22 protein-coding genes are annotated in these 22,025 nt (G+C 73.1%); 14 read left to right on the forward strand and 8 right to left on the reverse strand.

Annotated elements, in window-relative coordinates; genetic code table 11:
- Positions 1-31: 31 nt before the first annotated feature.
- From ACIP4Z_RS31530 to ACIP4Z_RS31545, 4 genes are all read left to right on the forward strand, one after another.
- The gene (locus tag ACIP4Z_RS31530) at positions 32-805 is read left to right on the forward strand and encodes a hypothetical protein (protein WP_401313732.1); all 774 of its coding nucleotides are present in this window, start codon (positions 32-34) and stop codon (positions 803-805) included.
- Between the two features lie 244 nt (positions 806-1,049).
- Complete coding sequence (locus tag ACIP4Z_RS31535; RefSeq protein ID WP_355341934.1) at positions 1,050-1,613, forward strand: FABP family protein; 564 nt, start codon at positions 1,050-1,052, stop codon at positions 1,611-1,613.
- Positions 1,614-1,752: 139 nt separating this feature from the next.
- On the forward strand, positions 1,753-2,190 hold the full coding sequence (locus ACIP4Z_RS31540; protein WP_355341937.1) for a Fur family transcriptional regulator: 438 nt from the start codon (positions 1,753-1,755) through the stop codon (positions 2,188-2,190).
- Positions 2,191-2,219: 29 nt separating this feature from the next.
- Positions 2,220-3,230, forward strand: a complete 1,011-nt coding sequence (locus tag ACIP4Z_RS31545) for a folate-binding protein (RefSeq protein ID WP_355341940.1) — start codon at positions 2,220-2,222, stop codon at positions 3,228-3,230.
- Positions 3,231-3,271: 41 nt separating this feature from the next.
- On the opposite strand, the gene dtd is transcribed toward ACIP4Z_RS31545, so the two are convergent.
- Positions 3,272-3,697 carry a D-aminoacyl-tRNA deacylase gene (gene dtd, locus ACIP4Z_RS31550; RefSeq protein WP_391049727.1) on the reverse strand — a complete coding sequence of 142 codons (426 nt, stop codon included), beginning with the start codon at positions 3,695-3,697 and terminating at the stop codon, positions 3,272-3,274.
- A 201-nt stretch (positions 3,698-3,898) separates the two neighbouring features.
- Between dtd and ACIP4Z_RS31555 the strand changes: the two genes are divergently transcribed.
- Together ACIP4Z_RS31555 and ACIP4Z_RS31560 are read left to right on the forward strand one after the other, a co-directional pair.
- Entirely contained in the window at positions 3,899-4,585 is a 687-nt protein-coding gene (locus tag ACIP4Z_RS31555) for an ABC transporter substrate-binding protein (RefSeq protein WP_391049725.1), read from the forward strand.
- 184 nt (positions 4,586-4,769) lie between these two features.
- The gene (locus ACIP4Z_RS31560) at positions 4,770-6,026 is read left to right on the forward strand and encodes a GNAT family N-acetyltransferase (RefSeq protein ID WP_401313736.1); all 1,257 of its coding nucleotides are present in this window, start codon (positions 4,770-4,772) and stop codon (positions 6,024-6,026) included.
- Positions 6,027-6,073: 47 nt separating this feature from the next.
- Here the strand turns inward: ACIP4Z_RS31560 and ACIP4Z_RS31565 are convergent, their stop codons facing one another.
- Positions 6,074-6,241, reverse strand: coding sequence for a hypothetical protein (locus tag ACIP4Z_RS31565; RefSeq protein ID WP_355341949.1), 168 nt, complete (start codon positions 6,239-6,241; stop codon positions 6,074-6,076).
- Between the two features lie 235 nt (positions 6,242-6,476).
- On the opposite strand from ACIP4Z_RS31565, the gene ACIP4Z_RS31570 reads away from it, so the two are divergent.
- The 3 genes from ACIP4Z_RS31570 (at position 6,477) to ACIP4Z_RS31580 (ending at position 9,376) form a co-directional block, all read left to right on the forward strand.
- Positions 6,477-7,379: a GntR family transcriptional regulator gene (locus ACIP4Z_RS31570; protein WP_401313738.1), complete on the forward strand. Its 903-nt coding sequence runs from the start codon at positions 6,477-6,479 to the stop codon at positions 7,377-7,379.
- On the forward strand, positions 7,376-8,101 hold the full coding sequence (locus tag ACIP4Z_RS31575; protein WP_401313740.1) for an HAD family hydrolase: 726 nt from the start codon (positions 7,376-7,378) through the stop codon (positions 8,099-8,101). The genes ACIP4Z_RS31570 and ACIP4Z_RS31575 overlap by 4 nt, the downstream gene beginning before the upstream one ends.
- A 132-nt stretch (positions 8,102-8,233) precedes the next feature.
- Positions 8,234-9,376 carry an aminoglycoside phosphotransferase family protein gene (locus ACIP4Z_RS31580; RefSeq protein ID WP_355341957.1) on the forward strand — a complete coding sequence of 381 codons (1,143 nt, stop codon included), beginning with the start codon at positions 8,234-8,236 and terminating at the stop codon, positions 9,374-9,376.
- Positions 9,377-9,452: 76 nt separating this feature from the next.
- On the opposite strand, the gene ACIP4Z_RS31585 is transcribed toward ACIP4Z_RS31580, so the two are convergent.
- The gene (locus tag ACIP4Z_RS31585; RefSeq protein WP_391049717.1) at positions 9,453-9,893 is read right to left on the reverse strand and encodes a GNAT family N-acetyltransferase; all 441 of its coding nucleotides are present in this window, start codon (positions 9,891-9,893) and stop codon (positions 9,453-9,455) included.
- A gap of 84 nt (positions 9,894-9,977) precedes the next feature.
- On the opposite strand from ACIP4Z_RS31585, the gene ACIP4Z_RS31590 reads away from it, so the two are divergent.
- Both ACIP4Z_RS31590 and ACIP4Z_RS31595 read left to right on the forward strand, forming a co-directional pair.
- Positions 9,978-10,853, forward strand: coding sequence for a dihydrodipicolinate synthase family protein (locus tag ACIP4Z_RS31590; RefSeq protein WP_401313742.1), 876 nt, complete (start codon positions 9,978-9,980; stop codon positions 10,851-10,853).
- A 113-nt stretch (positions 10,854-10,966) separates the two neighbouring features.
- Complete coding sequence (locus ACIP4Z_RS31595) at positions 10,967-12,007, forward strand: aspartate-semialdehyde dehydrogenase (RefSeq protein WP_401313744.1); 1,041 nt, start codon at positions 10,967-10,969, stop codon at positions 12,005-12,007.
- An 84-nt stretch (positions 12,008-12,091) separates the two neighbouring features.
- Here ACIP4Z_RS31595 and ACIP4Z_RS31600 read toward each other — a convergent pair whose 3' ends face one another.
- Entirely contained in the window at positions 12,092-13,375 is a 1,284-nt protein-coding gene (locus ACIP4Z_RS31600) for a M14 family zinc carboxypeptidase (protein WP_355341969.1), read from the reverse strand.
- 305 nt (positions 13,376-13,680) lie between these two features.
- Between ACIP4Z_RS31600 and ACIP4Z_RS31605 the strand changes: the two genes are divergently transcribed.
- Positions 13,681-14,805 carry a HesA/MoeB/ThiF family protein gene (locus ACIP4Z_RS31605; protein WP_401313868.1) on the forward strand — a complete coding sequence of 375 codons (1,125 nt, stop codon included), beginning with the start codon at positions 13,681-13,683 and terminating at the stop codon, positions 14,803-14,805.
- A 395-nt stretch (positions 14,806-15,200) separates the two neighbouring features.
- Here the strand turns inward: ACIP4Z_RS31605 and ACIP4Z_RS31610 are convergent, their stop codons facing one another.
- The 3 genes from ACIP4Z_RS31610 to ACIP4Z_RS31620 form a co-directional block, all read right to left on the reverse strand.
- A complete protein-coding gene (locus ACIP4Z_RS31610; RefSeq protein WP_401313746.1) occupies positions 15,201-16,496 on the reverse strand; it encodes a M14 family zinc carboxypeptidase in 1,296 nt (431 codons plus the stop codon).
- Between the two features lie 175 nt (positions 16,497-16,671).
- The gene (locus ACIP4Z_RS31615) at positions 16,672-17,394 is read right to left on the reverse strand and encodes a flavin reductase family protein (protein ID WP_401313748.1); all 723 of its coding nucleotides are present in this window, start codon (positions 17,392-17,394) and stop codon (positions 16,672-16,674) included.
- 93 nt (positions 17,395-17,487) lie between these two features.
- Positions 17,488-18,225, reverse strand: a complete 738-nt coding sequence (locus ACIP4Z_RS31620; protein WP_401313750.1) for a M15 family metallopeptidase — start codon at positions 18,223-18,225, stop codon at positions 17,488-17,490.
- 150 nt (positions 18,226-18,375) lie between these two features.
- Between ACIP4Z_RS31620 and ACIP4Z_RS31625 the strand changes: the two genes are divergently transcribed.
- The gene (locus ACIP4Z_RS31625; protein WP_401313752.1) at positions 18,376-19,407 is read left to right on the forward strand and encodes an ADP-ribosylation family protein; all 1,032 of its coding nucleotides are present in this window, start codon (positions 18,376-18,378) and stop codon (positions 19,405-19,407) included.
- A 46-nt stretch (positions 19,408-19,453) separates the two neighbouring features.
- Here the strand turns inward: ACIP4Z_RS31625 and ACIP4Z_RS31630 are convergent, their stop codons facing one another.
- On the reverse strand, positions 19,454-20,572 hold the full coding sequence (locus tag ACIP4Z_RS31630) for a MerR family transcriptional regulator (RefSeq protein ID WP_401313754.1): 1,119 nt from the start codon (positions 20,570-20,572) through the stop codon (positions 19,454-19,456).
- 295 nt (positions 20,573-20,867) lie between these two features.
- Here ACIP4Z_RS31630 and ACIP4Z_RS31635 point away from each other — a divergent pair, with 295 nt between their 5' ends.
- Positions 20,868-22,016: an FAD-dependent oxidoreductase gene (locus ACIP4Z_RS31635; protein ID WP_366823771.1), complete on the forward strand. Its 1,149-nt coding sequence runs from the start codon at positions 20,868-20,870 to the stop codon at positions 22,014-22,016.
- The last annotated feature ends 9 nt before the right edge of the window (positions 22,017-22,025 follow it).

Below are 22,025 nucleotides of genomic sequence, written 5' to 3' on the forward strand. Positions count from 1 at the left end.
CGCGCCGGCCGTCGAGCCGCACCTCCTTCCCGTGGCCCGCCGCCCGAGGCGGCGGCTGCGGGCGCTGGCGCGGTGGACGGCCGCCGTTCTGGTCTTCGCGGCGTTCGGCGGGGCGACGGCGTACGCGGTGACGCAGCCGGAGCGGACGAAGGTGCCGGGGCTCAAGACGCCGGACGACGGCCGGTGGACGTTTCCGCCGCTGGCGCTGCCGAAACTGCCCGCGGGCAAGCCGGGCGCGCTGGACACGGGCGTCAACCCCTCGGGCCGCCACTACGCCGACCTCAGGTCACTGCTGCTGCCGCTGCCCGAAGGCGCCGTCGAGGACACCATGCTGCCCGGCGTCAAGGGCTGGGTGCCCGCCGAGGACTACGTCGGGCGGTTCGACGTCGGCGACCGCGCCGCCGCCGGGAACACGCTCACGGCACAGGGCCTGCGGCACATCGCGGGCCGCGCCTGGTCCATGCCGGACGGCACCCGTACGCAGATCTACCTCGTGCAGTTCGTCAGCACCGCCTACGCCGGTGACTACGCCACCAGCGCCGAGTACACGACGCTGACCGGCGTCGACAGCAAGGAGGGCGACAACTCCGTGGAGTCGGACTCCCTGCCCGTCCCCGTCACCGTCTCCGCGTACGCCCAGACCCCGCCGTACGACGACACGGCGACGCGGTACGCCTTCGTCCACGCCGGGGACACGCTGGCGCTGGTCGTGCAGTCGACCGGCCGGCAGGCGGGCGTCAAGCGGGGCACACCCGCGGTGCCGTTCCGCCAGACCGTACGGCTCCAGGCGCAGCTGCTCGGCTGAGTGCCTGAAGCCGCGGGCGGCGGGCGGCGGGGCGGGGCGCTGGGGCGCACGTCACGCGGCCTGGCCGCGCCTTCGGACGGGCGGCGCACTAGACTCGTGCGCGGCCCGTCCGCATGATCCGTCCGAGGAGCACGTCCCGTGCAAATTGAGTATGTCTACGACGCCCTGCTCGTGCTCGTCTGCCTGGGCGTCGCGCTCTTCGCGTTCTACGCGGTGAAGAAGCTCTACCAGGGCCAGCGCTGACATGATCGAGATCCCGTCCGACCTGCACCCCGACCTCGTACCGCTGGTGTTCCTGCTCGGCCGGTGGGAGGGCGCGGGCGTCCACGACTTCCCGGGCTCCGAGAAGTGCAACTTCGGGCAGGAGGTCGTCTTCACGCACGACGGCCGCCCGTTCCTGGAGTACACCTCGCACTCGTGGGTGCTGGACGAAGCGGGCAAGAAGGTCAGGCCGCTGGAGAGCGAGAGCGGCTTCTGGCGGATCGACAAGGACCGCAAGGTCGACGTCACCACCACGCGTGACGAGGGCGTCGTGGAGATCTGGACCGGCGAGCTGGCCGACGGCAAGCCGCAGATCGACCTGGTCACGGACGCCGTGGCACGCCTCGCGGGCGCGCCCGACTACAGCGGCGGCAAGCGGCTGTACGGGTACGTGAACAGCGACCTGATGTGGGTCGGCGAGAAGGCCACCCCCGCGGTGCCGCTGCGCGCGTACATGTCGGCGCACCTGAAGAAGGTCGTGGACCCGCGGGAGTGGGCCGCCGACCTGAAGGACCTGCCGGACGACGGCATCGCCTTCTTCAAGTAGGCCGGGCTCCACGGAGGCGGAGCCGGCCGTACGCCCCGGCATCGCGCGTACGCCCGGGTCCGCGCCCCGCGTACGCCGGGGAAGCCAGGGTCGCCTTTCCGGGACGGTCGGCTTTCCGGGACGGTCCTACACTGGCCGTGTGGTGACCATCGACTGGAAGACCGATCTGCGGCAGCGCGGCTACCGGCTCACGCCCCAGCGCCAGCTCGTGCTGGAGGCCGTGGACGTACTGGAGCACGCGACGCCCGACGACATCCTGTGCGAAGTCCGCAAGACCGCCTCGGGGATCAACATCTCCACCGTCTACCGGACCCTTGAGCTGCTGGAAGAGCTGGACCTGGTCAGCCACGCCCACCTCGGCCACGGCGCCCCCACGTACCACCTCGCCGACCGGCACGACCACATGCACCTGGTCTGCCGCGACTGCGACTCCGTCACGGAGGTGCCGGTCGCGCTGGCCGAGCCACTGAAGGACGGGCTGCGCGCGGAGCTGGGCTTCGAGACGGACATGAAGCACTTCGCCATATTCGGCCGCTGCCGGGACTGCGCGGACAGGCGTTCGGACGCGGAGTCGTAGCACCGGCGCGGAGTCGTAGTCTTGACGGCATGACTGACGGCGTGAACATGACGGACGGCGCGACCACCGGCGTGAAGAAGAGTCCTTTGCTGTCGCTGCCCGGCGCTGTCCTCGCCGAGGGCCCCGACGAGGGAGTGGCCGCGCACTACGGCGACCTCTTCCGCGAGCAGCGCGCCCTCGCGGACGGCACCGGCTTCGTGGACCAGTCGCACCGCGGTGTGGTGACGGTGTCCGGCGACGACCGGCTGTCCTGGCTGCACCTGCTGCTCACCCAGCACGTCGAGAAACTTCCCCCCCGGCAGGCGACCGAGGCGCTGGTCCTGTCGGCGAACGGCCACATCGAGCACGCCCTGTACCTGGTGGACGACGGCACCACGACCTGGATGCACGTCGAGCCCGGCACGCAGGGCGCGCTGCTCGCCTACCTGGAGAGCATGAAGTTCTTCTACCGCGTCGAGACCGCGGACGCCACGGACGCTTACGCGGTGGTGTACCTGCCCGCCGGTTCGATCACGGCGGTGCCGTCGGAGTGGGCCGTACGGGAGACCGCGTACGGCCGGGACGTCTTCGTGCCGCGCGCCGAGCTGGAGTCCTTCGCCGCGAAGGCCGCGCCGCCGATCGGCGCGCTGGCCCTGGAGGCGCTGCGCATCGAGGCGCACCGGCCGCGGCTGGGCCTGGAGACCGATCATCGTACGATCCCGCACGAGCTGGGCTGGCTGGAGACCGCGGTGCACCTCCAGAAGGGCTGCTACCGCGGACAGGAGACGGTCGCCCGCGTTCAGAACCTCGGCCGCCCGCCGCGCCGCCTGGTCTTTCTGCACCTGGACGGCAGCGAGGTGCGGCTGCCGGGCCACGGCGCCCCGGTCCGGCTCGCCTCGGACGGCGAGGACGGCCGCGCGATCGGCTTCGTCACGTCCTCGGCCCGGCACTGGGAGCTGGGGCCGATCGCACTGGCCCTGGTGAAGCGGAACACGCCGGAGGACGCGGTGCTGATGGCGGAGCAGACGGCGGCGTCGCAGGAGACGGTCGTGGCGCCGTAGGTCCGTTGGCGCGTGTGGCTTTTCGGGGCGCGGGTGCCGCCTCACATGTCGATGACCACTGTGAACGGGCCGTCGTTCGTCAGCGAGACCTTCATGTCCGCGCCGAACCGGCCCGTCTCGACGGTCGCGCCGAGCGCCCTGAGCTGGGCGACGACCTCGTCGACCAGGGGTTCGGCGAGGTCGCCGGGCGCCGCGGCGTTCCAGGTGGGGCGGCGACCCTTCCGGGCGTCACCGTAAAGCGTGAACTGGCTGATGACGAGCAGCGGGCCGCCGATGTCGGAACAGGACCGCTCGTCGGGCAGGATCCGCAGCGTCCACAACTTGCGGGCCAGCGCCGCGGCCTTCTCCTTCGTGTCGTCGTGCGTCACGCCGACCAGGACGCACAGGCCGGGCCCCGTAATGGCACCGACGCTCTCCCCGTCGACCACGACTTCCGCTTCGCTCACCCGCTGGGCCACCGCTCGCATGCGCCCATTGTGGCCTGCCGCGCCCGCACGCCACCCACACGGGTGAGGGGGAGCGCGGGGAGGGGAACGTACGCCCGGTCGGCGGCTTCGCACAACAGTTGCGACGGCCGTTCGGGTGCAGAGTCGCTGCGGGGTGACAGGGGCAGGTGGCAGCATCGGAAGGGTGGCGGCGCAGGCGCCGCCACGGAGGGGACAACAGGCATGACCACTTCCGGCGCTGGAGAGACTTCCGGCACTGCCGTACCGACGGCGCCCACCACGAAGGGCCACCGCATGCTGAAGGCCGACGGATCTGGTCCGCTGGGTTCACGGGGTCCGCTGCGCACGCCCGCGCCGCGCAACCCGCTCGCCGACCTGCCCGCGCCCGACCTCGGCGCGCTCGACCTGGGCGCGCTGCGCGCGCTGCGCAGGGACGCGCAGCAGGAGGAGGCCGACCTGTCGTATCTGCGGCGGATGCTGCACGGCAGGATCGACATCCTCCAGGCCGAGCAGGCCAGGCGCAGCGGGCGGGACGCGCGCGGTACGGCCGCGGGGCAGGGCCCCGACGCGCCGAGTACGTCGCCCGTGCTCGACCGGCTCTCGGAGATCCTGACCGACGGGCCTTCGCGGGTCCGTTCCTCCGCCCGCCACGTCACGCTCGGCACCCCGCTGACCGAGCGGGTGCGGCAGCTCGCCGAGGACATGCTCGCCGAGGTGGAGCTGTCCGACCTCGACGCCCGCACCGACCCGGAGCTGGACGCGGCGATGGGCCGCCTGGTCCGCAACGAGCAGCAGGTCTCACGCCGCCGCCAGGCCCTCCAGCAGACGGTGGACGGGTGCAGCGCGGAGATCACCCGGCGGTACCGGGAGGGCGAGGCGAAGGTGGACGACCTGCTGTCGGACGGGTGAGGACGGTGCCGTCGGACGGGGGAGGGCGGGTCGGCGCGCGGTGGCGGCGGGTCGGCGCGGGGTGAGGGCGGTTCGGTGCGCGGTGGCGGCGGTTCGGCGCGCGGTGGCGGCGGGTCGGCGCGCCCGGCGGCTCCCCGGCCGAAATTCGGGTGCGGACGGCCGGGGGCGTCCGTAGCGTGCGCGTATGACCTCGAGCCCTGAGATCCGCACGCTGGCCGAATCCGATGTCGCCGACTGGGTGCGGGCCAAGCTCGCCGGCTTCCATCTCGCGCCCTCGGTGAGCGCGGCGGAGGTCGAGGCCCGCAGGGCCGCGTTCGACCTGAGCCGTACGCAGGGCGCTTTCGACCAGGGCCGCTGTGTGGCGACCTTCCGCAGCATGCCGCGCCAGCTCACCGTGCCCGGCGGCGCGGCCGTCGCGGCCTCCGCCGTCACGAACGTGTCCGTGACCGGCACGCACCGCCGCCGCGGCCTGGCCAGCCGGATGATGGCGGCCGACCTGGCCGCCGCCAAGGAGCGCGGCGAGCCGGTGTCGATCCTGGTCGCGGCCGAATATCCGATCTACGGACGGTACGGCTTCGGCGCGGCGACCTGGGTGACGGACTGGGAGATCGACGTGCCGCGCGCGGGCCTCGACCGGCGCTGGGCGGGCCCGACGGACGGCGGCCGGGTGGACCTCGTGACCGTCGAGGACGTACGCAAGGTCGGCCCCGCGCTGCACGAGCGGGTCCGCGCGGTGACGCCCGGCGCGATCAACCGCACCCCCTACTGGTGGGAAGTCAACACCGGACAGCGGCCGTTGGACTCCCAGCCGTGGACCGAGCCCTTCTTCGTCGTCTACCGCGACGCCGACGGCCGGGTCGACGGCCTGGCCGCGTACGCCGCCAAGGAAGAGCACTGGCCGGGCAAGTTCCCCAAGGTCGAGCTGAGCGTGCACGGGCTGATCGCCGCCTCCCCGGCCGCCGAGACCGCGCTGTGGCGCTTCCTGCTCGCGCTGGACTGGGTGACGCTGCTGAAGTCCGGCCACCGCGCGCCCGACGACCTCCTGCCGCTGCTCCTCGGCGACCCGCGCGCCGCCCGCACCGAGACCTACGCCGACTTCATGTGGCTGCGGATGCTCGACGTGCCCGCCGCCCTGTCCGCCCGCACCTACGCGGGCGGCCCCGCCGCCCTCGTGCTCGACGTCCACGACCCCGCGGGCCTGGCCGGCGGCCGTTTCCTCCTGGAGACCTCGCCCTCGGGCGCCGCCTCCTGCACCCCCACCCCGGCCTCCGCCGACCTCTCCCTGTCCGTCGCCGACCTCGGCTGCCTCTACCTCGGCGACGAGTCCCCGGTCCGCCTCGCCGCCCTCGGCCGTGTCTCCGAACACCGAACGGGTGCGGCCAGGACAGCCGACGCCCTGTTCCGCACCCCACGCCGGCCCTGGTGCCCCGACGTCTTCTGATCCCCGCGCTTACCCACTTACCCGGTTGCCCGCTTTTCCGCGGCCCGTCACTGCGCCAGCAGCAGCGCTATCGCGGTGATCCCTATGCAGGTGAACGTGGTGTTCCGCATCTTGTGACCGAGTCCCACCAGCCCGACGGCGATGGCCCCTGCCGCGCCGTACCGCCACTGGATGATCTCTTCGAAGGCATATGCGCACAAACTGAGAGCGAGCATGACCGATCCCTCCTTCGCGACTCCGCGCTTTTGCAGAAGGCGGGTGGCTGCGATGTCCCGCACGCCATCGGACGGGAAGTTGGCGACCCCCGATGAGGCTGGATCATTCAACTTCCCTACACGAATGAGAAGTTGAGAGAGGCTGCCTCTATCAAGGGTGTGCCCAGTTGGCCGAGATCGATAAACTCGGGTCAGGTAAGCACCGTTGTCCCGCCGGAAGTTGTAACGTCGTCTTGTGGACGAGGAAGACGCCGGAACCAACGGTTCCCGACCCCCATACCGCTACATCGCGGACGTACTCCGCGGTGAGATCGTCGACGGTCGCTACCCGGTCGGCGGACGCATACCTTCTCAGGCGGAGTTGGAAGAGCGCTTCAACGTCTCCCGTCCCACGATCCAGCGTGCGCTGGGCGTACTCCGCGACGACGGCTACATCGACAATCAGCGCGGACGCCCGTCCGAGGTGCTGCGCTGGGAGGAAGACCGCCCGGATTCGCAGACCCGGCTCCAGGAGCCGGGACGTGCTTCCAAGGCCCTCCGGCCGCACATCGACGAGGCGTTCACGCACCAGCACGTCACCATCGACGCCTACTCGCTGACCACGGAAACCCTCAGCCGCGCGCTGGTCGTACCTCTGACGCGGGTTCAGGACGGCGACCTCAAGCCCGAGTCGATCCGCCTCCGCCTCATGATGCCCAGCCTGTCCGCGCAGTTGGCGATTCCCCGGCTGGTCGCCGACGCCTCCGACGAGCGCCCGCTGTGGCGGCTACGACAACTCGTCCGCGCCCATGTCCTCACGGTGCGCGCCGCTTTCGCGGCCCTGGCCGAATTCCAGCCCGACGTCGAGCAGTCGGTCGAGGTGCGGACCGTACCGATCACCCCGATGCACAAGCTCTACCTCATCAACGGGCGGACCGCGCTGTTCGGCCACTATCAAGTGATCGACCGCGAGGTCGAGTTCGGCCAGCGGGGCAAGGGCAACATCTACGACGTCCTCGGCATCACCGCGACGCTCTTCTCGTTCGGCCTGAACACCGAGAAGCCCAAGGAGCGGGACTCGCAGTTCGTCACCGAGTCCCAGGAGTGGTTTGACTCACTCTGGTCAACGATCGCCGAGCCGCTGACACTCCTTGAGTGACTCCTACGTACTTCGAATCACCTGAGAGCAGCCCGTTCGCCCTGCTCGACGCGGCGGAATGCCTGTTGCTCGACTTCGACGGACCGGTCTGCGAACTGTTCGCGAGGCATTCGGCCAGCCTGATAGCGGAAGAGATGCGCCGGTACCTCGACCGGCACGGGATACGTCCCCCGAATCCGGCGACGGCGCGCAGCAAGGACCCGCACGCCATGCTCGGCGAGCCCTGGCCGCCCGGAGTGGCCGCCGAGCTCGAGCGGATACTCGCGCACGGCGAGGAGTCGGCCGTACCGTCCGCGCGCGAGACAGAGGGCGCCGACGAATTCGTACGGGCCGTGGCGCTCAGTGGCCGACTGCTCGCCATCACCACCAACAACTCGCCCCAGGCCGTCGAGACGTATCTGAAGAGCCATTCGCTGGAGAGCGTCTTCGGGTCGCGGATCTACGGCCGTGACCAGTACGACCCGGCCAGGATGAAGCCGGACCCCGACTGCCTGCTGCGGGCCATGACGGCGCTGAAGGTACGGCCGGAGCAGTGCCTGATGATCGGTGACTCGCCGCGGGACGCGGAGGCGGCGCGGGCGGCGCGGGTACGTTTCCTCGGTTACGCGCGGTCCAGGAGCCGGGTGGCGCGGCTCCAGGAGATCGAGCCCCATCCGGTGGTCGTCGGGATGGGTGACCTCGTCGTCGCCGCGAGCGCGTTGAGTCGTCGCCCGAACGGGTGAGGCGTCGCGGTCCGTAACCGGGTCTTAACGGCTCTCCGATGGCGGGGGCTGCCGTTACCCACTAATGTTCGTGCCAAACACTGGCCGCCCTTCGGCGGTCTCGTGAGTGCGCGAGCGCGTGGGAGCGATGCTTTGGGCGTCCTGACGACCGGCCGGGAGCAGAGCCTTGCTGCCGCTTGGGACACGGTCCGGCAGGATGCCACGCGCTTCGGTGAGCGGCTGACAGGTCATCACAACAGCAACTACGTCATCGATCTGGCGCCCGGCATGGCGGAGCGTCTGCGCTTCGAGGCGCACACCCCGGTCAAGGTGCGGGTGCCGCTGGACGGTTCGCTGAAGGTCGTGGAGCGGGTCTGGCCCGACGAGGGCGAGATCCTGAACGCCTTGCAGCGCACGGCGGTTGTGGAGAACACCCCCCGGCACTACGTGGGACTCGGCGGATTCTCCGTCCACGAGTACGTGCCAGGGCAGGCGCTGGCGGAGGTCTGCGCGCCGGGCAAGCCGGTGGATCCCTTCGTCGTGGACGCCATCGTCGGTCAGATGGCGGGGTTCACCCGGGTGTCGGCGGCCGATCTGCCCCCGCTGCCCGCCGGTTGGGCCGCGGACGGCGACTCCAACGCCTTCCTCAGAGCCCGCGCGGACTTCGCCGAGCACGATGTGCGCGCCGCCAACTGGGCCGACTTCGCACCGCTCTTCGCCGCGCTGGAAGTCCCGGCGAACGCGTTGCGCTGGTTCCGCGACCGGATGCCGCCGCTGCGCCGACGGCCCTTCGCGCTGCTCCACGGCGATCTGCACCGGCACAATCTCATCGTCCGCGCCGACGGCGGCCTCACCGTCGTGGACTGGGAACTCGCCATGTGGGGCGACCCGTTGCACGACCTGGCCATCCACCTGGTGCGGATGCGGTACCCGGCCGACCAGCGGCCCGAGGTCATCGAGCGCTGGCGGCGTGCGGTGCTCCGCGTACACCCGGAGGCCGCCGCCGGGCTCGAACGGGACCTGCCGGTGTACACCGCCTACGAACGGGCCCAGTCGCTGTTCGCCGACACCATGCGCGTGGCGCTCGCGCTCGACGCGCATCCGGGTCCTGGCATGGTCGGGGCCGGGGTGAGCCGGGTGCGGGCGGCGCTGCACCTGGCCGCGGTGCCGCTGCGGCTGCGCCGGGTGGCCACGCGTACGGAGGTCGAGCGGGCGCTGGTGGACTGGGTGCGCAAGCGGCAGCGCGACGGCGTGCGCGTCCCGCCGCTGCGCGGTGACATCGCCGAGGCCGCGTAGGCCGCGTATGCCCGCGGTCCCTGTGAGCCGCGTATCCCCGTAGGCGGTGCGGGCCGCCTGCGTCGCTGAGGCCGCGTCAGCGGTTCCGCGGCTCCCGCACCGAAGGGTTCTGGAGGCCCAGGGTCATCCAGTTGTCGGGGTCGGTGAGGGGGGTGAAGCCGACTTTGGCGTAGACGGCGTGGGCGTCGGCGGTGGCGAGGACGACGCGGCGCAGGCCGTAGGGGGTGAGGTGGTCGCGGATGGCGGTGACGAGGGTGGTGCCGAGGCCCTGGCCGCGGGTGGCGGGGTCGACGTAGACGTCGCAGAGGTAGGCGAAGGTCGCGAGGTCGGTGACGACGCGGGCGTAGGCGTGCTGGGCGCCGGTGGCGGGGTGGTAGGCGCCGAAGTTGAGGGAGCCGTCGATGGCGGCCTGCTGGGTGGCGAGGGTGCGGCCCAGGGCCCAGTAGGCGTCGGTGGAGAGCCAGTCGTGGATACGGGGGACGTCGAGGCGGGCCGGGTCCGCGGAGATCTCGTACATGCGCGGGAGAGTAGCGCTGCTTAACGGTTCCGTGCACGACAATTAACTGGACCTTCGCCATGGGCTCGGGTCAGACTCGCGGACATGATCCTCGTACCGCTGGTCACGCCGTTCGACACACAGGGCCGGGTCGCCGTGGGCGCCCTCGAAGGGCTCGCGCACGAGGTGCTGCGGGACGGCGCGGCCGGGCTCGTGGCGCTCGGCACGACCGCGGAGGCCGCCGCCCTCGACCCCGGCGAACGCGCCGAGGTGACGGCGGTCGTCGGCCGGGTCTGCCGCGAGCACGGCGCGCGTTTCGTGCTCGGCGCGGCCGGCGGCGCCACGGCGGCGGCCGTACGGGAGCTGGGGGCGCTCGCCGGGGCGCCGGTGGTGCCTGACGCCGTACTGGCCACGGTGCCGTCCTTCTCCCGGCCGGGCGAGGCCGGGGTCCTCGCCCACTTCGCGGCGCTGGCCGCGGCCGGTCCCGTACCGCTGATCGTCTACCACGTGCCGTACCGCACCGGGCAGCCGCTGACCGCCCGCACGCTGCGCGAGCTGGCCGCGCTGCCGGGCGTGGCCGGTGTGAAGTACGCCACCGGCGGCATCGACGCCGAGACCGTCGACCTGCTCGGCGACCACCCGGACGGCTTCGAGATCCTCGCGGGCGACGACATCTTCGCGCCCGCCCTGTTCGCCCTCGGCGCCCCCGGCGGCATCCTCGCCTCCGCGCACCTGGCCACCGCCCGCTGGGCCGGGCTGGCGGAGGCCGCGACCACGGGGGACACCAAGGGGGACACGGCCCTCGGCCACCGCCTCGCCGCCCTGGCCGCCGCCCTCTTCCGCGCGCCGAACCCGACCGTCATCAAGGCCGTGCTGCACGCGGAGGGCCGCATCCCGACCCCCGACGTACGGCTGCCGCTGCTGCCCCCGCCGCCCGCCGTCGTGGACGACGCCCTGACCAGGCTGCGTCTCGTCCCCTGAAATGCCCCGCCGCCCCGCTCCCGCCTCGGGGGATACTCGACCGGGCGGGCACGCAGTCGTACGGAACGGCACGCAGCCGTACGGAACGGCACACATCGATCGGAGAGAGCCGGATGAGGATCGGAATCGTCGGAGCGACCGGACAGGTCGGCTCGGTCATGCGCAAGGTGCTGGCCGAGCGCGCGTTCCCGGTGACGGAGCTGCGGCTGTTCGCCTCCGCCCGGTCCGCCCGGAGCACCCTGCCGTGGGCCGACGGCGAGATCACCGTCGAGGACGCGTCCACCGCCGACTACAGCGGCCTGGACATCGTGCTGTTCTCCGCGGGCGGCGCCACCTCCCGCGCCCTCGCCGAGAAGGTCGCCGCCCAGGGCGCGGTCGTCATCGACAACTCCTCCGCCTGGCGGCGCGACCCCGACGTCCCCCTGGTCGTCTCCGAGGTCAACCCGCACGCCATCGCCCACCGCCCCAAGGGCATCATCGCCAACCCGAACTGCACCACCATGGCCGCGATGCCGGTGCTGCGCCCGCTGCACGCGGAGGCGGGGCTGACCGCCCTGGTCGCCACCACCTACCAGGCCGTCTCCGGCTCCGGCCTGTCCGGCGTCGCCGAGCTGCACGGCCAGGCGACCAAGGTCGTCGAATCCGCCGACCAGCTCACCTTCGACGGCGACGCCGTCGCCTTCCCCGAGCCCGCCGTCTACGCCCGGCCCATCGCCTTCAACGTCGTCCCCCTCGCGGGCAACCTCGTCGACGACGGCAGCTTCGAGACCGACGAGGAGCAGAAGCTGCGCAACGAGTCGCGCAAGATCCTCGAGATCCCCGAGCTCAAGGTCTCCGGCACCTGCGTACGCGTCCCCGTCTTCTCCGGCCACTCCCTCCAGCTCAACGCCCGCTTCTCCCGGCCGCTCGGCGTCGCCCGTGCCTATGACCTTCTGCGGTCCGCACCCGGCGTCGAGCTCTCCGAGATTCCCACGCCGCTTCAGGCCGCCGGGCGCGATCCGTCGTACGTCGGCCGCATCCGCCTCGACGAGACCGTCGAGAACGGGCTCGCGCTTTTCGTCTCGAACGACAACCTTCGCAAGGGGGCCGCCTTGAACGCCGTTCAGGTGGCCGAGCTCGTCGCCGCCGAGCTTGCCGCTACCGCGGCCCTCTAGCCCCCCTCGGGCGTACGCCCCCAGCGCCCTGAAAGCACCGCCCTGCGCGAGGGCGGTGGGGTGGGGGCGCGCCGCGGAGGGGGGTCAGGTCTCGTTGAGGAGGCGGAAGGCGGCGAGAACTGTTTCCGACTGAAGGTCAACCTGGTCGGGGACCGGCACCCACGTCAACTCATGACCGGCGGCCAACTCGGCCGCCCAGCGGGCGTGCTGGGCGGAACAGACGCCGTGGAGGGTGCGCGCGGCGGAGCCGCCGCGGCCGTCGAGGAGGCGGAGCATGATCCCGGTGGCGCGCAGGGAGATGCGGCGGGCGGCGATGTCGAGGGCGTTGAGGTGCGCGAGGGTGAGGGGGACGGGGGAGGGGTGGAGCCCGTCCCAGTCGTCGGCGACGCTGCGCATGATGGCGGGCATGCCGCCCGTGATGCGCAGGAGGGGGCGGGTGGCCGGGGAGCCGGGGTCGGGGACCAGCGGCCGTACGGCGTCGAGCAGGGCGTGGGTACGGTCGGCGTGGCGGCGCAGAAGCGCGGCGAGAGCCGCGAGGGCGCGGGCGGGGTCCGGGTGCGCCGTGGTGTCGGCGACATCGCGGCTGGCCCACATCGGGACCTCGAAGAGCGCGGTCATCCCGCCGTAGCGGTGCGGGCGGATCCAGGTCGAGCGGTTGACGTCCTCGGGCAGGTTCTCGAACTGGGCGCGCTGGCCAGGCGCGGGCATCAGATAGACGCCGGGCCCCGACACCGTCCAGTACAGGGCGTCGTACGTGCCGGTCTGCACGGGCACGTCCCGCTCGGCGGAGAGCTTGCCGAGAGGTTCCGCCAACCCCGGTATGTCACGCGTGAGTTGGACCCAGCTGCCGCCGAGGTCGTTGCCGTGCAGCGAGCACTGCAACTCCGGCCGCAGCTCGTCGATGAGGCTCACCAGCGCCTGGGACTCGGGGAGTTGGTCGTCCGGCGGCCGGATCGACGGTGCCCACTCCGGCTGTTCGTCGGCGGGCGGACGGTACGCGTGCCGGAAGTGCTCGGCGGGCGTGCGCCGCACCGGCGGCCCGGCCTCGCTGCGTACGGTCCCGTCCGGGTCGAGACAGAGCAGGAAGTGCCAGGAGGCGCCCGCCCCGGAGTGCAGGCGGCTGTCGGCGGCGACCCGGTGCGCCAGCCGCAGCGCGGTCGCGGGCCCGACGCGCTCGTCGGAGTGCGGGCCCGCGACGACCAGGATGTGCCGCCGGCCGCGCCCGACGGTCAGCAGATGCAGCGGACGCCCCTGCCGGGACCGGCCGACCACCCGCAGGGTGCTCAGCACGGGCCGCGAGTACGCGAACGCGGAGGCCGCCGCTGCGACCTCCGCGACGCTGGGATAGGCGTCGGCGTCCGACGTCACGTGCCGTTGGAGTTGCTGTCGCCGGTGGTCTCTTCCTTGTCCAGCCGTCGGATGACGAGAGTGGTGTTCGCCACGGTGACTCCTCTCTGTCCAAGCAGGGTGCAGCGCTGAGGAGTTGAACGGTTTGGCCCCTGGATCCCCCACTGATTCCCCCGCACCTTGCCAAGGCTCCGGCGGCCCGGCGACAGTGTCAAGGTCCGTACGTACTCATGCGTACGGGCGGAGCACGAGGGGGTCGGCTGATGACGGCACCACCGCACACCGAACCGCACACCGATGATTCCGAGGCGCTGCTCAGGCCGCGGATCAAACCCGAACACCAGGCCTATCGCACCGCCGACGGCAACGTCAGGATCGGCAGTGTGATCTACGGGATCGGCGCCGAGATCGAGGACCCTGACGGCTGGATCTGGACCCTTACCGAGGCGATGGACGGCACACGCACCGCGGCGCAGATCGCCGCCGAAGTCGCCGCCGCGCACCCCCGCTTACTTCTGCCCGCCGCCACGATCGGCTCCGCGATGGCGGACTTACGGGAGGCGGGTTTCGTGGACGACGCGGCGGCGCCGCTGCCCGCGGGGCTCGTCGACCGCGACCGCGTACGGCACGCCCGCGGTGTCGCGCTGCTGCGCTGGATGGACCTCAGCTCACGGGCCAGCCCGTGGAACGCCCAACTGCGCCTGGCGGGGGCCCGCGTGCTGGTCCTCGGCGTCGGCGGTACGGGCGGCATGGCGGCGCAGGCGCTGGTCGCCTCCGGCGTCGGTCACGTCCACACCGTCGACCCCGACATCGTGGAACTGTCCAACCTCAACCGGCAGACGCTCTACCGCGAGGCCGACATCGGGCGGCCGAAAGCCGACGCGGCGGTGGCCGCGCTGCGCGCCCTCAACTCCGATGTCACCGTCACCGGTGAACGGCGGGAGATCCGCGGCCCCGACGCCCTCGCCGCGCTCCTCGCCCCGGACGGCGGCGGCCGGTCACCGTACGATCTGCTGGTCCTCGGCGCCGACCGGCCGCCGGAGATCCGCCGTTGGGCCAACCGCGTCTGCATCGCCCTCAACCTGCCCTGGGTGGAAGGCGGTTACCGCGGCCCGCTGGTCACCGCGGGCGTCCACGTACCCGGCGACGGGCCCTGCTGGGAGTGCCAGCGCGCGGGCGAGGACGCACGGCGCGATCTGCGGCTGCGCCCCGGCCAGAGCGAGGACGCCGCCTCGCCCCGCATGCCGTGGAATCCGGCGAGCGCCGTCACCGCCGGTCTGTCCGGCACGCTCGTCGCCCACGCCGCCATCGCCCTGCTCACCGGCGTCCCGCGGATGCGCCCCGGCTTCCGCTACGGCATCAACCTCATGGCGCTCGGCGACCCCGTACTCCAACGCCACCCGCGCCGCCCCGACTGCCCGGCCTGCGGCCCGCTCGACCACCCCACGTAACGGCCCAAAGCCCCAGCGGCGGGTGGTGACCTGCGGAAGCGTCGTGCCCGGGCCCGCCCAACTGACCGGCTCGCCGCCCGGACGAAAGGCGGTGCGCCCCGTCAGGTGCGCGAGGAACCGCGCGAGCGACCCACCACCGGCGGGTGGCCCGGACACCACCGGGCTGCCCCTCGGGGGCGGGTGGTGACGTGCGGGGAGCGTGGCGGTCGGGCGCGCGGTTCCTCGGCCTTCGGCCGGAAGGTGCCCCCGGCGCTCCTTCGGGGGCACGACCCGCCGTGCGAGCACCGCGCCACCGTCGTGGCCGAACGCGCGGTTCCTCGGCCTTCGACCGGGAGGTCCCCCGGCACGGTGCGCCGATCTCTCCGGGGTGCGGGCGGGGTCCTTGAGGGGGCGGGTCACCGCGTTGACGTGAGGTCGACGGTTGCCAGGACGGTCCTGGCCTGGAGTTCGGCCTGGTCGCCGACCGGCACCCAGTGGGCGTCGGTCGCGGCCAACAGGTCACGGGCGCCGGAGTCGATCCGGCGCTCCAGCCGGCCGCGCAGGCGGCCGTGGTCGCCGCCGGGGTCGCCCTCGCCGCCGCGCTCCTCGTCGAGCAGCCGCAGCAGCATCCCGGAGGCGCGCAGCGGCATACGGCGGGCGGCGATGTCGAGGGCGGCGACGTGGGCCATGGTCAGGGGGACGGGGGAGGCGTCGGCGAGCGTCTCGTAGTCGTCGGCGAGGCCGGAGAAGGCGCCGACGGCCTGCTCGACACCGCGCAGCAGCGGGCTGTGCGCGGCCTGCGGGGAGAGCAGGCGCCAGGCGCGGTCCAGCGCCGACGCGGTGGCGGCGCCGTCCTTGCGCAGCCGGGCGGCGAGGGAGGCGACGGCCTGGGCGGGGCCGGGGTGCGCGTCCTGGTCGGCCACGCGCCGGGTGGCCCACATCGGGACCTCGACCACGGCGGTCAGCCCGCCGTGCCGGTGCGGGCGGGCCCAGGTGGAGCCCGCCGCGTTCTCCGGTTCGTCGGTGAACCGCCCGGGCGTGCCCGCGGGGGGCCGCACGAAGACGCCGGGCCCCGACCCGGTCCAGTGCAGCGCGTCGTAGGCGCCGGTCTGCACCGGGATCTCCAGTTCGGCCGCGTATTTGCCGAACGGCTCTGCCAGGCCCGGCACATCGGCGGTCAGCCGCACCCAACCGCCGCCGACGTCGGTGCCGTGCAGCGTGCACTGGAGGAACGGCTTCAGCTCATCGATCGCCGCCAACAGGGCCATCGTCTCGGGCAGTTCGTCCCCCGGCGCGCGGAAGGCCCCGGCCCGCTCGGGCTGATCGGCCGGCGCCGGGCGGTAGGTGTGCCGGTAGTGGACGGCGGGCGGCCGGGGCCCGGCCGGACCCGTCTCGTTGAGCACGGTGCCGTCGGGGTCGAGGCAGAGCAGGAAGTCCCAGGTCAGATCCGCGTCGGCCTGCCGCTGCCGGTCGGCGACCGCGTGCTCGGCCAGCCACAGCGCGCTCGCCCCGCCCGTCTGCTCGTCCGGGTGCGCTCCGGCCACCACCAGCACGTGCCGGCTGCCGTGTCCCACCGACAGCAGCCACAGGGGCCGCCCGGCCCGCGACTCCCCGGCCAGCCGCATCCGGCACAGGTCGGGATGCCGCCGGGTCAGTACGCGGGCCGCCGCCGCGACACCTGACACGGTCGGATACGCGTCTGGCCCGCGCATGACGGCTCCTCCTCGTCCCGCATCCACGACCACGGCGGCGTCCACTCGCCGTGCCCACCCCCACCGCGCTCCGTACCGGCGCGCCGCGTATCGCACATCGCGCGCCACCGGCGGAGTAGCGGAGTTCGGGTGCCGTGGGCGCGCCACCCAAGGCTGTGCGGGCCGCCCCCGGGTGTCAAGAGCGCCCCGTGGCCCCCGAGTCGGCGCGCGACCGCCCGATGTCGGGCCCCCGGTAGAGGCGTTCGGGGATGGTGGCCAGCGCCGATTCCCGCAGTCGCGGACCGAGCCCGTAGAAGTGCTGGAAACTCATCACCAGGGGCCGCCACATGTCCGGATCGATCCGGTCCCGCGTGCCCGCCGCCCGTACCTTGTCGTGCACCAGCACGCGCGCGATCCGTACCTCGAACACCACGATCCCGCCGCGCTGTTGAGGGTCGTCCTCGGCCAGCGGGTGGGTGGCCTCGACCACCGCCTCCAGCGCCACCGGGCACTCGGCGACGCGCGGCGCCGCGACCGTCTCCGACGCCACCGGGGTCAGCCCGGCCAGCTCGAACTTGCCGCCCTCGTAACGGTATCCGCGCCGCGCCTTCCCCTCGGGCACCGGATCGCGGCCGGTGGTCAGCGCCAGCCGGTCCACGGCCGCCGCCATCGAGTCCTCGGGCAGATTCAGTACGCACGCGCCGTCGCGCAGCAGATTGCGCGCCGTCTGCGACCGCGCCCCGAGCCCCAGCATCGCCCGCCACCCCAGCCAGAACACCGACGACATCGGCGCGAGATTCGCCGACCCGTCCTCGTTCACGGTGGAGAGCAGCACGACGGGCGTGCCGAAGTAGAGGATTCCGGGCTCGATGCGTGAGTGGACGGCGGGTGCGGTCGCCGCGGTGATCTCTGAGGTCATACGGCCAGTGTTGTGCGCGAGGCCGCCGGTCGCTGGCGGGTATCGGACGTCGCGTACGGGGGGCCGTACGCCCCGGTACGGGGGCGTCGGCGGTCAGGAACCGGGCCGCTCGCGGGGGCCGTAGCGGGCGTGCGGCGCGCCCGTGGCGAGCGCCCAGTAGCGGTCGCCGTAGGACCAGTGCCACCACTCGGTGGGGTAGTTGACCAGGCCCGCGGCGGTGAGCGCGGCGGACAGCGTACGGCGGTTGGCGCGGGCCTCGGCCGACAGCCCCGGCGCGTCGGTGTAGCAGGCGCCCGCGCTCTCCTCGGGGTTGGCGTTCACGCGGGTGCCCATGTCCAGTTCGCGGCCGTCCGCGACGAGGGTGAGGTCGACGGCCGCGCCCGCGCTGTGCGGCGCGATCTCCGGCGGGGACACGTAACGACTGGCGGCCTCCCTGATCCGCGCGGGCGTCCACTCCGGCCGTGCGGCGCGCAGCTGCGCCGAGTACCCCTCGAAATAGGCGCGTTGGAGGGACGGCGGCCGGTAGCCCTCCACGAACAGCAGGCCGACGCCGTCGGGTAGCAGCGTGCGGGCGTGCGCGAGCCGGGTCAGGACGCCCTCGCGCAGGTGGGCGAAGCTGCCGTCGTCGTCCTGGCGGCGCGGGTCGACGGCGCCGAGCGGTCCGTCCGTACCGGGGCCGCTGCTTCCCGCCCCGCCTCGTCCGCCACCGCCTCGTCCGCCGCCCCGCACGTTGCTCCGCACGTCGCTCCGCACGTCGAGCAGCGGCTCGTCACAGTCCTTGACGGGGATGGCCGCGATGCGCGGATCCGACATCAGCACGATTTCGCTCATGGTCCGATCATCGCCTGCCGCCCGCCCAAGTGCCGCGCCCGGCCCCGCCCCGCGCCCGGCCCCGCCCCCGCCCCGGCTGCGCGGCCTTCGCTAGCCTGCGCGGGTCAGGGACAGAGCCGGGCGCGGGGCGTCGTGGAACGGGGCGGACGGATGAGCGAGCAGGAACGGGACCAGGAGCAGGAACGGGACCGGAACCGGGAGCAGGAGCGGGACCGGGAGCGGCTGCGGGCGGCGGTCGAGGCGCGCGTGCTGGCGGACTGGGGGTTCGAGCTGCCGGACTCGCTGTTCCGGTTCCACGACTTCATCGGGTCGCTCGACCCCGTCGAGGCGTCGGCCTTCGCGGACCTGGAGCTGTGGCCGTACGGCGTGATGGACCTCTTCGACGCCCCCGGCGCGCGAGCCCGCGACGGCGTCGACATCCGCGCGCACGGCCGTTACTACCGCGACCCGCCCGAGTTCCTGACCTTCCTGCACGGCGGCACCGACGGCCTGCACTACGGCCTCTGGTACGACGACGGCCGCACCTGCGCGGGCGTCGGCTCGTACTACAACAACGACGACGGCGGCGGCATCGACCGCACCTGCCGCACCCCGCTGGAGGCGGTGCGCGTCACGCTCGAACGCCACTGGTACGACCTGCACGAGGACACCGGCCGGGAGCCGGAGGAGGTCGCGGAGCGCGCGCCGGGGATGGCCCGACTCCGGTCGAAAATCGGCGAGTTCGAGACCGGCGACCGTACCGCGACCGGCGCGGACTACGTACGCGCCCACACGTACGGCTACCGGCGCCCGCCGGTCGAGCCCGGCCGGATCACCACGATCGACGGCGGCGGCGCTCTCGCGGCGGGCGAGACCGCGCTCGGCCGCCCGCCGTACAACGGCGCGGACGAGCACGCCTTCGGCACGCACATGGCCGCGGTCTTCGCGGACCCCGGCGGGCTGGCGGCGGCCGTCGCCGAGGCGCGGCGGCGCCTCGCGGCCGGTGACCCGACGGAGGCGCTGGTCCTCGGCCGCGACCTGCACTGGGCCTCGGTCGGCGACGCGACCCGCGAGGGTCACGCCCATGAGCTGCTGGCCGCGGCCTACCGTGCCCTGGACCGGCCCGCGTTGGCCGCCGTCGCCGACGCGCACCACCGGCACCGGGACCTGCCGCGCGTGGACGTGCTGGAGCCCAAGTCCTAGGGCCCAAGTCCTAGGGCCCGTCCGGCGGATCAGCGGGCCATGGGCGTCAGGCGGGCAGCTCCACGACGTCCGCGACCACGCAACTGACGTTGTCCGGACCGCCGTTGCGGTTGGCGAGGGCCACGAGCGCGCGGACCGCGTCGTCGGGGTCCGGGGTCGTCGCGAGCGTGGCGTGTACGTCGTCGGCCGGGACGACGGCGGACAGCCCGTCGGAGCAGAGGAGATAGCGGTCGCCGGGGCGGGCGTCCTGGAGCCGGATGTCGGCGCCCGCGCTCCCGTCGGTGTCCGGGCCCGTACCGGACAACGCCCTTGCCAGCAGGGACCGTTGGGGGTGGGACTCGGCCTCGTCCGGGCTGAGGCGGCCCTCGTCCACCATCGACTGGACCATCGTGTGGTCGTGGGTGATCTGGAAGAAGCCGCCGTCGCGCAGCAGATACGCGCGGGAGTCGCCGATGTGGACGAGGGCGAGCTGGGAGCCGGTCCAGAGCATCGCGGTGAGGGTGGTGCCGACGTGTCCCGGCTCGCGCTCGGCGGCGGCGACGCCGCGGACGGCCCGCCCGGCCTGCTCGACGGCGTCCTCCAGGGCGTTCAGCAGCTCACCGGCGGGGACGGTGTTCGCGCCCGCGTCGAGGCGTTTCAGTACGTCGACGGCCGCGGCGCCCGCGGGGGCGCCGCCGGTCCCGAAGCCGTCGGCGACGGCGAGCAGGCGGGAGCCCGCGTAGGCGGTGTCCTGGTTGTTCTCGCGGACGAGCCCGGTGTCGGACAGGGCGGCGTAACGGATGCCGAGCGGTGCGGTGGCGGCTGACATGGCGGGGTCCTTCCAGGACAGGTAGTCGATGAGGAAGGCGGCCAGGTCCCGCCGGGCGGCGGTGTCGGCCTCGACGCGGGTCCAGTACGCGCGGACCGACAGGGCCGCGTCCCGGCCCTCCTGGGCGCAGACCTCCTGGATTCCGGCCAGCGGCATCCCGAGGCGGCGCAGCCACGCCACCAGGCGGGCCTTCTCCAGTTGCTCCGGTGCGTACCAGCGGTAGCCGGTCGCCGGGTCCACGCGGGCGGGGGAGAGCAGGCCCAGCTCGTCGTAGAGCCGCAGCGCCCGCTGCGACAGCCTGGCCGCCTTCGAGAAGGCCCCGATGCCCATCAGGCCGGGTCCCGTGTCCCGCTCCATGCCCGCGCTCCTCCGTCCCTCCTCGCGCCGGGCCTCCGTCCGGCGCGCGTCCGATGCTGGGGTCTTCCCCGACGTGAGAGTCAAGCAGGTCCGCGACCTTCCGCCTCTCCCGCCGTCCGCGCCCTCACCTGCCCGGCTTTACGGTTCGCTCTACGAACTAATATGGTTCGTAGAGCGAACGAGATGTCGAGGCGTGCGGGGAGTGGTGAACATGGCGGGTGCGGGTGCGGGTGCGGATTCAGGCGTCGGTGGTGGTGCTGGTGCTGGTGCGGGTACGGAGGGCGCGGCGCGTGCGGTGCGGACGGTCGCGGTCGTCGGCGGGGGGTACGGGGGCGCCGCCGTCGCCAAGGCGCTGGACCAGGACACGGACGTCGTCCTGATCGAGCCGAAGGACGCCTTCGTGCACGCGGCGGGCGCGCTGCGCGCCCTGGTCAGGCCCGACTGGGCGGCGAACATGTTCTTCCCGTACGACCGGCTGCTGGCGCGCGGCCGGGTGGTCCGCGAGCGCGCGGCCTCGGTGGACCCCGGCGGCGTCACACTGGCCTCCGGCGCCCGCGTCGACGCCGACTTCCTCGTCCTGGCCACCGGCTCCGACTACGCCTTCCCGGCGAAGACCGAGACCGACTCCACGGCCGAGGCGCTGCGCAGGCTGCGCGTCGGTCACGACGAACTGGCGCTGTCCGAGCGGGTGTTGATTGTCGGCGCGGGCCCCGTCGGGCTCGAACTCGCCGGTGAGATCAGGGCCGTGTGGCCGGACAAGCACATCGTCGTCCTCGACCCGGCCGAGCGGTTGCTGTCCGGTTTCATGCCGGAGCTTCGGGACGACCTGCTGCGCCAACTGGACGCGCTGGACGTCGAATTGCGGCTCGGTACGACCCTGGCCGCGCAGCCGCCGACCGAGCCGGGGCAGGCGAAGACGTTCACGGTCGCCACGTCCTCCGGTGACCAGGTCACCGCCGACATCTGGTTCCGCTGCTACGGCGTACGCGTCAACAGCCACTACCTCGCCGACGGCCGCCTCACCGCCCGTACGCCCAAGGGGCAGGTCCGCGTGACCGACACGCTCAACGTCCATGGCAACGGCGGGACGTACGACCGCGTCCACGACCGCGTCCACGTCCACGTCCACGACCACGTCTACGCGCTCGGCGACCTCACCGACCTCGCCGAGGCCAAGATGGCGGGGTACGCCATGAAGCACGCCGCCGTCGTCGCCGAGAACATCCTCGCCCAGGTGCGCGGCGAACGGCCCTCGGCCGTCTACCGGCCCTCGCCCGTACCGTCCGTGCTGCTGCCGCTCGGGCCCGGCGGGGGTGTCGGCCAGACCCTGTCCGACGACCGGCCGACCCCCGTACCCGTGCTCCTGCCGGCCGAGCGGGTGGCCGCGTACAAGGGGCGGGATCTGCTCGTGGGGCGGTTCGCGGCGCTCTTCGGCACAGGCTGAGCCCTCGGG

Origin of the sequence: Streptomyces sp. NPDC088910, assembly GCF_044749865.1 — a bacterium.
Taxonomy (GTDB): domain Bacteria; phylum Actinomycetota; class Actinomycetes; order Streptomycetales; family Streptomycetaceae; genus Actinacidiphila.